The organism is Vibrio sp. R11-SG3-ISO3-SZ (assembly GCF_059834345.1).
The window spans coordinates 1-11,921 of the sequence record NZ_JCBDGX010000059.1; the positions used below are offsets into that span (position 1 = coordinate 1).

The following is an 11,921-nucleotide window of genomic DNA, read 5'->3' on the forward strand; positions in this document are numbered from 1 at the left end:
ATTTGAAACAAGAGTGCGTATAAATCGCACTCTTTCTATTTACTCATCACCAAATTTGTAGCGGAGAAGCCTTGCCATGCGCCAACTTGATACCCCCGCCTCGGACAGCTATAACCAACGTTTTGGCGGTACACGCCGACTCTACGGACAGAGTGAAGTGGAGATCCTGCGCGCTGCGCACGTGTGTGTTATCGGAATAGGCGGCGTTGGCTCTTGGGCTGTAGAGGCGTTGGCTCGCACAGGGATTGGTGAGTTGACCTTGATTGACATGGATGATGTCTGTGTGACCAACATTAATCGCCAGATTCATGCGATGTCAGGCACTGTTGGGCAGAGCAAAATTGAGGTCATGGCTGAGCGCGTCAAACTCATCAATCCAGAATGCAAAGTCAATTTAATTGATGACTTCATTACGCCAGACAATCAGCATGAGTACCTCAGCAAAGAGTTTGATTATGTGTTAGATGCGATTGATAGCGTCAAAGCAAAAGCGGCGTTGCTCGCCTACTGCCGCAGCAACAAAATCAAAGTGATTACGACGGGTGGTGCGGGTGGCCAGGTTGACCCGACTCAAATTCAAGTCGCGGACTTAACCAAGACCATTCAAGATCCGCTAGCGAAAAAGATCAAAGATACCTTGCGCCGGCACCATAATTTCCCTAAAAATCCGCAGCGTAAGTTTGGCATCGATTGCGTCTTTTCTACTGAGCAGTTGAAGTACCCGCAAGCCGATGGCAGCGTGTGTGGGGTGAAGTCAACGGCAGAAGGGCCAAAGCGAATGGATTGCGCCAGTGGCTTTGGCGCCGCCACGGTGGTGACGGCCACTTTTGGTTTTGTGGCGGTCTCGCGTATTGTGGAAAAATTGATTCAGAAATATCGCTAATGAGTGGAAATGAAATGAGTGAAGCACCATCCTCACTGTTTGGCCAGACGATAACGGCGGACGACGTCATTCGAACGATGTCAGGATTAAAAGGCTGGGAAGATCGCTACCGACAAGTGATTCAGTGGGGTAAGCAACTCCCCGTGATGCCAGATGCGCTGAAAAGTGAACAAGTGACGGTGTCAGGCTGTGAGAGCCAAGTGTGGTTGATCTGTGAGCAGCACGATGGCGTGTGGACCTTTTGTGCCGATTCTGACGCTCGTATTGTACGTGGTTTAATTGCCCTCGTGATGGCGGCTTACAACCACAAAACAGCGCAGCAAATCCAACATTTTGATATGGATGAGTACTTTGAAAAGCTTGGACTTATCGCGCATTTAAGTCCTTCGCGCGGCAATGGGCTGAAAGCGATTGTGGAGCAAATTAAGCAAATCACCGCGGCGTAAATGGCGTGTTCAATTAATAAACAAAGTTGAATTAACGCCTTAGGAAATACAGGGCTTTACAACGCTTGTTGTCGCTGAATAAAGGCTGTACAATTCGCGCCCTTAATTAATGTTCTGTCGTTTGTGAGGTTACATGAGCACTGAAAAAATCAATCTACTCGACTTCGATCGCAAGGGCTTGCGTGAATTTTTCGCTGAAGAATTAGGTGAAAAAGCATTCCGCGCCGATCAAGTTATGAAGTGGATCTACCATTTTGGTGTCGATGACTTCGACAACATGACCAACATTAACAAAAAGTTACGCGAGAAACTGCACGCGCGCTGTGAGATCAAAGCGCCGGTAGTCGCTGAGGCGCAACACTCTTCTGATGGCACCATCAAGTGGGCAATGAAGGTGGGCGATCAAGATGTCGAGACGGTCTACATTCCTGAAGACGATCGCGCGACCTTGTGTGTCTCTTCTCAGGTGGGCTGTGCACTGGAATGTAAGTTCTGCTCGACGGCTCAACAAGGGTTCAACCGCAACCTCAAAGTCTCAGAAATCATTGGTCAGGTATGGAGAGCTGCCCGTGAGATCGGCTTAGAAAAAGAGACCGGTCGTCGCCCGATTACCAACGTCGTGATGATGGGCATGGGTGAACCTCTGCTGAACATGAAAAACCTCATTCCAGCCTTAGAGATTATGCTAGATGATCTCGGTTTTGGTTTGTCTAAACGTCGCGTTACTGTCTCTACATCGGGTGTCGTCTCTGGCCTTGATCAGATGACAGGTAAGATTGATGTGGCGTTGGCGATCTCTTTGCACGCGCCGAACGATAAATTGCGCAGCGAAATCATGCCGATTAACGACCGATGGGATATCGAGGATTTTCTTGCGTCTGTGCGCCGCTACATTGCTTCTTCCAATGCCAACCGTGGCAAGGTGACCGTAGAGTACGTGCTATTGGATCACGTTAACGACGATATGGACCATGCGCGTGAATTGGCAGAGCTGATGAAAGATACACCATGTAAAATCAACCTGATTCCATTTAACCCGTATCCGGGCTCGCCTTATAAGAAGCCAAGCAACTCTCGCATTGATCGCTTCCAGAAAACTTTAATGCAGTATGATCACACCGTGACCGTGCGTAAGACGCGTGGGGATGATATTGATGCGGCGTGCGGACAGTTGGTCGGCGATGTCATTGACCGCACCAAACGTACTGCCATGTTAAAAGCGGCCAAAGGTGAAACCATCGAGGTGAAAGCCGTTTAACCGCATATTGATTGCTTAAATGTGCATGAATCCGGAGGCCAGAGCTTTGCTCTGGCTTTTTTATCGACAATTTGTAATCAGATGTTGCGTCTTAATGTCAATTTAAGGAAAAACCTTGAGCTGGCTGTGAATTATCACCTTTTGTCATGTTGTTTCATCTCTGATATAGATTAGAATTGAAAGTTAATGCTTTTGGTGGCTTCCTCACACTTTTGATGGCGTTTATTGCCTCTTTGATGAGTTAGCTGCCCGGATACTTCGCCAATTCTGCCCCTTTGCTACCAATAATGAATAACGAAAAGCACGCGCGGAAGAGGCCCTGCACTTAAAAGAGATGAATTCATAATGACTGCCGAACACGAAACGACAGAAACCAATCAACCACAAGAACATATTGAAGCGGGTACACTACTTAAGCAAAAGCGCGAGCAGTTAGGATTAACGCAAAAGCAGATTGCCGATAGGCTTCGTCTTCGCCTCTCCATCATCGAAAACTTGGAAAAAAATGACTTCGAGTCTGACCAAGTCGCTACCTTTACCCGCGGTTACCTTCGTTCGTACGCAAAGGCAGTGGGGCTAAAAGAGTCAGTTGTATTGACTGCGCTCGATCACAGCGGCACCGCTCAGCATAAAGAGCAATCGATGCAGAGCTTTTCACGTAAAACCAAGCGAGAGAAGCACGACAGCCGCATTATGATTCTGACGTGGGGTATTTTTGCTGTGATTGCCGGGATCTCTTCCTTATGGTGGTGGCAAAATCAGCAGGATGACATGTTGGATTTGGGCCAATCTTCGGCGCAGGAAACCACGCAGCAGAGTGCAGACCCAAGCAGCAGTGACACCTTGGACTTTGTTTCGCTTGATGAGGCGATGCCAGATGAGCCTTCGCAAGAGACTCAAGAAACGATGGAACCTATCCTTAGTGAAGATTCCGATGTGAGCAGTATTGAGACGATCGAAAACACGCAAACTGAGATGTCGTCAGAGACTGAAATCATACGTGAAGAGAGTGCGCTAGAGTCCCCAGCTGAAACAGTGACCGCATCAGACTCAACAGAACAAGCTGATGCGCTGCAAGAGAGCACGACGGATACGTCGGTTGCAGTGACGAACCGTCTAGAGATGAGCTTTAGCGATGATTGCTGGGTTCAGGTGAAAGACGCCAGTGGTAAAACCCTCGTTACCGGCATCAAAAAAGGCGGCGAGTCGGTGGCGTTGGATGGTCTGTCTCCTTACAGCGTGATTTTAGGTGCACCAGAAAACGTTTCAATGACATTAGCGAGTGAACCTGTCGACCTTTCTGGGTATACTTCAGGCAAAGTAGCAAGATTCACCTTACCTTAGACATTACTATGCAACACGAATCTCCTATCAAACGTCGCCCCTCGACTCGTATCTATGTGGGCGACGTACCTATTGGTGACGGTGCGCCGATTGCGGTGCAGTCGATGACCAATACTCGTACTACAGACGTTGACGCCACCGTGGCGCAAATTCGTGCCCTGGAAAATGTGGGTGCGGATATCGTCCGCGTCTCGGTGCCGACAATGGATGCTGCCGAGGCTTTCAAGCAGATCAAGCAGCAAGTGTCGATTCCGCTGGTGGCGGATATTCACTTTGACTACCGTATTGCACTCAAGGTTGCGGAATACGGCGTCGATTGTTTGCGTATCAACCCAGGTAACATCGGTAAAGAAGATCGCATTCGTGCGGTCGTCGATTGTGCAAGGGATAAAAACATTCCAATTCGTATCGGCGTGAACGGCGGTTCTTTGGAAAAAGATATCCAGATGAAATATGGCGAGCCGACCCCAGAAGCCTTGGTGGAATCGGCGATGCGTCATGTTGATATCTTAGATCGCCTCAACTTTGATCAGTTTAAAGTGAGTGTCAAAGCATCCGATGTTTTCCTTGCGGTGGATTCCTACCGACTGTTGGCGAAAAAAATCGATCAGCCACTACACCTAGGTATTACTGAGGCAGGCGGCGCGCGTGCGGGTTCAGTCAAATCTGCGGTTGGACTCGGCATGCTGCTGGCAGAAGGGATTGGCGATACGCTGCGCATCTCGCTTGCGGCGAACCCAGTTGAAGAGATCAAGGTCGGTTTTGATATCTTAAAATCGCTGCGCATCCGCTCTCGCGGGATCAACTTTATTGCGTGTCCGAGTTGTTCTCGCCAAGAATTTGATGTGATTGGTACCGTCAATGCGCTAGAGCAGCGTCTTGAAGACATTATCACACCGATGGATGTTTCAATTATCGGCTGTGTGGTCAATGGACCCGGTGAGGCGGAAGTGTCGCATTTGGGCTTGGCAGGCAGTAACAAGAAAAGTGCCTTCTATGAAGATGGCAAACGTCAAAAAGAGCGATTTGATAACGATGATCTCGTGAGTCAACTCGAAGCGAAGATCCGCGCTAAAGCCGCGTTGATGGATTCGCAAAATCGCATTGATGTAAAAGTACAAGAGTAATAACTCTCAACCAACGATTACGGTAATTATTGTGGCAAAAACAATTCAAGCAATCCGAGGCATGAACGATTGTCTCCCAACTCAATCTCCACTGTGGCAAAAACTTGAAACCGCAGTGAAAAACGTAATCAGCGCTTACGGTTACAACGAAGTGCGCATGCCGATTGTTGAGATGACTCATCTATTTAGCCGCGCGATTGGTGAAGTCACCGACGTGGTTGAAAAAGAGATGTACACCTTTGAAGACCGCAATGGTGACAGCTTAACCCTTCGCCCAGAAGGCACGGCGGGCTGTGTTCGCGCCGGAATTGAAAATGGCTTGCTCTACAATCAAGAGCAGCGCCTATGGTATATGGGCCCTATGTTCCGTCATGAACGTCCTCAGAAAGGTCGCTACCGTCAATTCCACCAATGTGGTGTCGAAGTGTTTGGTCTCGATGGCCCTGACGTCGACGCAGAGCTGATCATGATGACGGCGCGTCTGTGGCGTGAGCTTGGTATTGATAAACATGTACGTCTAGAGTTGAACTCGATTGGCTCTCTTGACGCGCGTGCTGAATACCGCGAAGCGTTAATCGAGTTTCTCACTCAGCACATGGATATTCTAGACGACGATTGCAAGCGTCGCATGCACACTAACCCACTGCGAGTGTTGGACACCAAGAACCCAGAAATCCAAGCGGTACTCGGTGATGCCCCTCGTCTGTCTGACTACTTAGACGCAGACTCAAAGCAACATTTTTCCGGCCTTTGTGAACTTCTCGACGCAGCAGGTATCGAATACACAGTCAATGAGCGCTTGGTGCGTGGTTTGGATTACTACAACCGCACGGTATTTGAATGGATAACGGAAAGCCTTGGTGCGCAAGGTACGGTGTGTGGCGGTGGTCGCTACGACGGCCTGGTTGAGCAACTCGGTGGCAAGGCAACGCCTGCGGTTGGTTTTGCTATGGGCCTTGAGCGTTTGGTTCTGATGCTAGAAACCCTTGAGTTGACCGATGTGCGTCGCAGCGTCGATGTTTACATGGTCACCGCGGGTGAAGGCACCATGATGGCTGGAATGAAGTTGGCTGAGCAGTTGCGCGAGCAAGTGCCAGGGCTGCGAGTGATGAATCACTTTGGCGGCGGCAACTTTAAGAAGCAATTCAAGCGTGCGGACAAAGTGGGCGCAGCGGTGGCGCTGGTTCTCGGCGAGAATGAAGTCGCAGACAGCACGGTCGTCGTGAAAGATCTGATTGGTGGTACACAAGAAACGATCAGCCATGCCGATGTGGCGAGCAAACTAGCGCAGTTGGTATAACCCGATAACAGGAAGTGGCGACCTTTATGCGCCACTTTTTTCGATTTTAAGAGGACAGGAAGTGGAACTCTACGATTCTGAAGAACAACAAGTAGAAGCGATTAAAGATTGGTGGAAAGAAAATGGCAAAGCGGTCATTTTCGGGGCCGTCATTGGTTTGGGTGGTCTGTTTGGCTGGCGTTATTACCAAGACTCCGTCACAGCAGCTCAGGAAGCGGCCTCTGAGAGTTACACCACAGTGATTCAAGAGTTGGCAGCCAAAGGCGCAGATGCCAGTGCTAACGTGCAAGGGTTTATTGAGGCGAATGGCGAGTCGCAATACGCGGTATTGGCGGCGATGCAATTGGCGAAGGCTCAGGTTGATGCAGGTAACTTGGATGAAGCACTAGCGCAGCTCGAGTGGGCAAAATCGGCCACTAAAGATCAAGCACTGCTGAGTGTCCTTCACTACCGAATTGCGCGTATTCAAGCTCAGCAAACAGACTTTGATGCGGCGATCTCAGAGTTGGCTAACATCAACGACGAAACTTGGATGGGGCGTGTAGAAGAGTTGAAAGGCGATATTCTTTTACTCAAGGGTGATGAAGAAGGGGCATATGCCGCCTACACCCAAGCTCAACAGTCTGGCGAGCCAAGTCAGGCTCTACAAATGAAGCTGGACGATCTCGCTAAGTAAGGATGCGCATGAAGACAATGCTCAATAAAGCACTCTCTACGGCGCTGGTTCTTGGCTTGCTTGCAGGGTGTGCTGGAGAGGAAGACACCATTATCATGGCGCCGACACCGGTTGTGGACAATGAGTTCACGACCAAGAGCGCATGGAGGGCGTCGGCAGGGAAAGGTGTGGGCATGTACTACTCGCAACTTTCACCCGAATACGCCTACGATAAAGTATTTGTTGCCAGTCGTGATGGTGTGGTGAAAGCACTCAACCCTGAAACGGGCAAAGCGATTTGGCAAGCGGACCTGGAAAAAGAGGGCTCTGCACGATTATCTGGTGGTATTACCGCCGGTTATGGTCAGCTGTTTATTGGCAGTGAAAATGGTCAGGTGATTGCCCTTGATGAAGAAACCGGTGCGCTCAATTGGCAGACCGCTGTCAAAGGTGAAGTGCTTGCTGCCCCTGCAGTAGACAGTAACTTAGTGATTGTTCATACCAGTGACGGTGTGCTGATCGCCCTGGATCAAGAATCGGGCGAGAGCAAATGGACCATCAGCACTGAAGTGCCGAACCTGACTCTGCGTGGTAACAGCGCGCCAGTGACGGTGTCTGGTGGCGTTTTCTGGGGAACGGCGAACGGTCGTTTGGCGGCAGCGATTGTCGAGCGTGGTCAATTGATTTGGCAGCAACCCATTGGTACACCGCAAGGGGCGACCGAAATCGATCGTTTGGTGGATGTTGATGCTTCACCACTGATTTTGGGCAGCACGCTATACATTGTCGGTTACAACGGGCAGTTGACCGCGATTGATCTGCGTTCAGGCACACCAAGCTGGAAGCGTAACTACTCTTCATCCACTGATATGGCGAGTGAAGGCAGTCGTTTATTCTTGGTGACCGATAAAGACCACATTGTCTCGGTTGATGCGCGCAGCGGTACTGAGCTTTGGAGCAATGATCAGCTTGAGCACCGTTTGCTAACGGCGCCAGTTATGCTCAATGGTTACGTAGTCGTGGGTGATAGTCTAGGCTTCTTGCACTGGATTGATCGACGTACCGGCGAATTTGTTGCTCAGCAGCAATTAGATGACAGCGGTTTCGCGGTCGCACCTATCGCCGTACCGGGTGGATTTGTCACGGTTACTCGCAATGGCGATGTAAAGAAACAGACGATCAACCCATAATCATGTGATATAATTCACATTCGGCTCCTAGCTGGTTACTCAGTTGGGAGCCGTTTTATTGTTAACGCTACGTAGTTATAGGTAAAAATTGGTCTCGTCATCAGTCCTTACCTATAACTACATATGAGAAAAAGATTGTAGAGGTTGTTATGGTACCTGTTGTTGCTCTTGTAGGGCGTCCAAACGTTGGTAAATCGACGTTGTTTAACCGACTAACGCGTACGCGTGATGCGTTAGTGGCGGATTTCCCTGGCTTAACTCGCGACCGTAAATATGGCCAAGCGAAACTTGGTGAACATGAATTTATCGTCGTAGACACTGGCGGTATCGACGGCACGGAAGAGGGCGTTGAAACCAAAATGGCTCAGCAGTCACTCGCCGCGATTGATGAAGCGGATGTTGTGCTATTCATGGTGGACGGCCGTGCGGGTCTGACTGTGGCGGACGAAGCCATTGCACGTCATCTACGTAAGATTGAAAAGCCAGCTATGCTGGTGGTAAACAAAGTCGACGGTATCGATGCCGAAGCGGCCAGCGCTGAGTTTTGGCAACTGGGTATGGACAACATGTACCAAATCGCTGCCGCTCACGGCCGTGGTGTTGGTGCACTGATTGACCGTGCGCTTAACCCGTTTGCTGAGCAGTTGCTTGAAGAAGCCAACGGCGAAATTGATGACCTCACTGACTTCATTGATGAAGAAGAAAAACTGGAATACAGCGAGGAAGAGGCGGAACAAGAGTTTAAACGCCTACAAGATCAGCCGATTAAATTGGCGATCATCGGTCGACCTAACGTTGGCAAGTCGACACTCACTAACCGTATTCTGGGTGAAGAGCGTGTGGTTGTGTACGATATGCCGGGTACCACTCGTGACTCTATCTACATTCCGATGGAACGCGATGGCCGTGAATATGTCCTAATTGACACCGCTGGTGTGCGTCGTCGTAAACGTATCAATGAAACCGTTGAGAAGTTCTCGGTGGTGAAAACATTGAAAGCGATTGAAGATGCAAACGTGGTTCTTCTAGTCATTGATGCGCGTGAAAATATATCAGACCAAGACTTAAGCCTACTCGGTTTTGCGCTCAACGCTGGACGCTCGATTGTGATTGCGGTCAATAAGTGGGATGGCCTTGATATGGACGTGAAAGAGCATGTCAAGAAAGAGCTTGATCGCCGCTTAGGCTTCGTTGATTTTGCACGCATTCATTTTATTTCGGCGTTACACGGTACGGGGGTAGGTCACCTGTTTGAATCGGTTCAAGAGGCGTACAAGTCTGCCACTACTCGCGTGGGTACCTCTGTTCTGACCCGAATCATGAAGATGGCAACCGACGATCACCAGCCACCTTTGGTACGTGGACGTCGTGTGAAGCTAAAATACGCCCACGCTGGGGGATACAACCCACCGATCGTGGTGATTCACGGCAACCAAGTGAATGAGCTTCCAGACTCTTACAAGCGTTTCTTGATGAACTACTTCCGTAAATCGCTTGAGATTATGGGCACACCGATTCGAATTACTTTCCAGAACAGTGAAAACCCGTATGAAGGTAAATCAAGCAAGATGACCCTATCACAAGAGCGTAAACGCAAACGCTTAATGGGCATGGTGAAAAACCGTAAGAAGTAGCCCTATCTGAATAATCACATGATGGTCAAAACGCCTTAGCTTGCTAAGGCGTTTTTTTATGTCATCAATGGACTCCACCAAAGAGCCTATCTCTCTTTTCCACTCATTTCCGAGTTACATACTGTGTATTTGGATGAGTGATCATTTTATTAACTCTGGTTTTGGTGTGTAATTTTAATTTTTATTAGTTGATTGTGCTTTTTAAAATTGAAATGCAGCATATGTAACTTATGCTTTCGGTGTGTGGTTATATAAATGTTCTTTTAGGGGGAGATCGCTGATCACAGCGGATTTTGCCGATGATCTTATTATGATCATTTATAGAAGCATAGAGCGACGAGAGCAAGCCAGTCGGTGTGATATTGAGTTGGAGATGGGATTTTTGTATATTAGTTTAAGCTAAATTAAAAAGGTAACACAGATCATGAACACCAATCTATGCCCAAGTTGTCAGCAAGAGCTGGAGTGGAATGGCCACTACCACTGCACACAGTGCCAACATGATTACAACAAGATCGGTTGGTGCCCTCAGTGCGACAGTGAATTAGAGAAGCTGCAAGCTTGCGGGGCGGCAAATTATTTTTGTAATCAGTGCAATGAACTCAAATCGAAATCAGCGATTCGATTTGAGTTCCGTTCTATTGACTCGAAGAAATCGTAGAAAAGAGGGTGCCATCGGCTAATCGGGTGACTAAGGTGTCACCTGATTTCATTTGCTTTGTGGAGGTCACCACATCGCCTTGTGCGTTTTGGCTGATCGAGTAGCCACGTTTTAATGTCGCCAGTGGGCTAACCGCATCTAACGTTTCCGCCGCTAACGCGAGTTGATGGCGTTGATAGGTCAAACGTTTATTCATCGCGTCGATCAGTTGTTGCTCTAAACGGATCATGCTTGCGTGTTGATTGGCGAGTTTATGTGCAGGGCTATGCAGGTTGAGTTTGTAGTGCAGTCGCTCGACTCGTTGCTCTGCACTGCGTAATCCATTATCCATCGCTCGCTTGAGGCGAATTTCGAGTTCATCTAACTGCTGGCTCTGACGTTGAAGTTGATGAGTGGGATGTTGACGTTCGAGACGATGCAGCAGGCCAGTCAGGTTGCGTTGTTGCTCAGACACTCTCTGGCGCCACGCACTGAGCAGTTTATGCTCACGGCTAGCGAGCGCTTGCTCTTTATGGCTGTTGTCGCGGCTCACTAGCTCAGCGGCTGCCGAGGGGGTAGGCGCGCGCATATCGGCGACGAAATCGGCGATGGTCACATCCACTTCATGTCCAACCGCACTGATAATCGGGATTTGACTCGCCGCAATCGTTCGCGCTACGACCTCGTGGTTGAAGCACCATAAATCTTCTAGAGAGCCCCCGCCACGACCGACGATCAAGACATCACATTCGTTACGACTGTTGGCACAGCCAATGGCTTGCGCGATTTGAATCGCGGCATCGTCACCTTGTACTAATGTCGGGTAAATAATCACCGGCAGTGAAGGGTCACGTCGCTTCAGTACATCCAGAATATCGTAGAGCGCCGCACCTGTTTTCGAGGTAATGATGCCAACCCGTTTCGGGTGCTCAGGCAGCGGCTTCTTATTAGTCTGTGCAAACAGGCCTTCAGCGGCTAGCTTCATTTTAAGCGCTTCAAACTCTTGCTGGAGTCGGCCATCGCCTTCCGGCTGCATGCTTTCAATGATCAACTGATAATCGCCGCGAGGTTCATACAACGAGAGACGCGCTTTGACTAATACTTGATTGCCGTTAGCCGGCTTGAACGTGACACGACGATTATTGCCGCGAAACATCGCGCATTTGACTTGAGCTCGGGAGTCTTTAAGGGTGAGATACCAGTGACCAGACACCGGGGCAGAGAAGTTGGAGATCTCTCCGACCAACCAAACGATACCCATTTCGTTTTCAAGCAGCAGGCGAACTTCTGCGTTGAGGCGAGAGACAGTGAAAATGTTTTGATTGGTGGATGCAGGCACAGCTAATCCCATGGACGTGGGTATGGAAATTAGCGGCAATATAATACATAGCAAGGGGGTGATTGCAAATAAAAAGTAGAAAAATGTGTAGCCAAGCGTTTGCGT

Annotated in this window: 11 protein-coding genes; 10 read left to right on the plus strand and 1 reads right to left on the minus strand. The window is 49.2% G+C overall.

Annotated features, from left to right (window positions below):
- The first annotated feature begins 76 nt into the window (after positions 1 to 76).
- The 10 genes from tcdA to AC6R1O_RS07955 all read left to right on the plus strand — a co-directional run bounded on the left by tcdA (position 77) and on the right by AC6R1O_RS07955 (position 10,498).
- The gene (gene tcdA / locus AC6R1O_RS07910; protein ID WP_500631505.1) at positions 77 to 883 is read left to right on the plus strand and encodes a tRNA cyclic N6-threonylcarbamoyladenosine(37) synthase TcdA; all 807 of its coding nucleotides are present in this window, start codon (positions 77 to 79) and stop codon (positions 881 to 883) included.
- A 14-nt stretch (positions 884 to 897) separates the two neighbouring features.
- Positions 898 to 1,329, plus strand: coding sequence for a cysteine desulfurase sulfur acceptor subunit CsdE (gene csdE / locus AC6R1O_RS07915; protein WP_500656798.1), 432 nt, complete (start codon positions 898 to 900; stop codon positions 1,327 to 1,329).
- A gap of 133 nt (positions 1,330 to 1,462) precedes the next feature.
- The gene (rlmN, locus tag AC6R1O_RS07920) at positions 1,463 to 2,587 is read left to right on the plus strand and encodes a dual-specificity RNA methyltransferase RlmN (RefSeq protein WP_487901679.1); all 1,125 of its coding nucleotides are present in this window, start codon (positions 1,463 to 1,465) and stop codon (positions 2,585 to 2,587) included.
- 345 nt (positions 2,588 to 2,932) lie between these two features.
- Entirely contained in the window at positions 2,933 to 3,931 is a 999-nt protein-coding gene (rodZ, locus tag AC6R1O_RS07925; RefSeq protein WP_500656799.1) for a cytoskeleton protein RodZ, read from the plus strand.
- Between the two features lie 8 nt (positions 3,932 to 3,939).
- Positions 3,940 to 5,058 carry a flavodoxin-dependent (E)-4-hydroxy-3-methylbut-2-enyl-diphosphate synthase gene (gene ispG / locus AC6R1O_RS07930; RefSeq protein ID WP_334551312.1) on the plus strand — a complete coding sequence of 373 codons (1,119 nt, stop codon included), beginning with the start codon at positions 3,940 to 3,942 and terminating at the stop codon, positions 5,056 to 5,058.
- A gap of 31 nt (positions 5,059 to 5,089) precedes the next feature.
- A complete protein-coding gene (gene hisS, locus AC6R1O_RS07935) occupies positions 5,090 to 6,358 on the plus strand; it encodes a histidine--tRNA ligase (RefSeq protein WP_500656800.1) in 1,269 nt (422 codons plus the stop codon).
- A 61-nt stretch (positions 6,359 to 6,419) separates the two neighbouring features.
- Entirely contained in the window at positions 6,420 to 7,034 is a 615-nt protein-coding gene (locus AC6R1O_RS07940) for a YfgM family protein (protein ID WP_500656801.1), read from the plus strand.
- An 8-nt stretch (positions 7,035 to 7,042) separates the two neighbouring features.
- Entirely contained in the window at positions 7,043 to 8,203 is a 1,161-nt protein-coding gene (gene bamB, locus AC6R1O_RS07945) for an outer membrane protein assembly factor BamB (protein ID WP_500656802.1), read from the plus strand.
- A gap of 149 nt (positions 8,204 to 8,352) precedes the next feature.
- On the plus strand, positions 8,353 to 9,837 hold the full coding sequence (gene der / locus AC6R1O_RS07950) for a ribosome biogenesis GTPase Der (RefSeq protein WP_500656803.1): 1,485 nt from the start codon (positions 8,353 to 8,355) through the stop codon (positions 9,835 to 9,837).
- Positions 9,838 to 10,261: 424 nt separating this feature from the next.
- Complete coding sequence (locus AC6R1O_RS07955; RefSeq protein WP_500656804.1) at positions 10,262 to 10,498, plus strand: zinc ribbon domain-containing protein; 237 nt, start codon at positions 10,262 to 10,264, stop codon at positions 10,496 to 10,498.
- Here AC6R1O_RS07955 and xseA read toward each other — a convergent pair.
- Positions 10,476 to 11,816, minus strand: a complete 1,341-nt coding sequence (gene xseA / locus AC6R1O_RS07960; RefSeq protein WP_500629238.1) for an exodeoxyribonuclease VII large subunit — start codon at positions 11,814 to 11,816, stop codon at positions 10,476 to 10,478. The two genes, AC6R1O_RS07955 and xseA, sit on opposite strands and share 23 nt — an antisense overlap.
- Positions 11,817 to 11,921: the final 105 nt, after the last annotated feature.

What these genes read in the sequence shown, in the direction of transcription:
- der (WP_500656803.1), top strand. Translation starts at nt 8,353, where the DNA reads ATGGTACCTGTTGTTGCTCTTGTAGGGCGTCCAAACGTTGGTAAATCG.
- AC6R1O_RS07955 (WP_500656804.1), top strand. Translation starts at nt 10,262, where the DNA reads ATGAACACCAATCTATGCCCAAGTTGTCAGCAAGAGCTGGAGTGGAAT.
- rodZ (WP_500656799.1), top strand. Translation starts at nt 2,933, where the DNA reads ATGACTGCCGAACACGAAACGACAGAAACCAATCAACCACAAGAACAT.
- csdE (WP_500656798.1), top strand. Translation starts at nt 898, where the DNA reads ATGAGTGAAGCACCATCCTCACTGTTTGGCCAGACGATAACGGCGGAC.
- rlmN (WP_487901679.1), top strand. Translation starts at nt 1,463, where the DNA reads ATGAGCACTGAAAAAATCAATCTACTCGACTTCGATCGCAAGGGCTTG.
- tcdA (WP_500631505.1), top strand. Translation starts at nt 77, where the DNA reads ATGCGCCAACTTGATACCCCCGCCTCGGACAGCTATAACCAACGTTTT.
- ispG (WP_334551312.1), top strand. Translation starts at nt 3,940, where the DNA reads ATGCAACACGAATCTCCTATCAAACGTCGCCCCTCGACTCGTATCTAT.
- bamB (WP_500656802.1), top strand. Translation starts at nt 7,043, where the DNA reads ATGAAGACAATGCTCAATAAAGCACTCTCTACGGCGCTGGTTCTTGGC.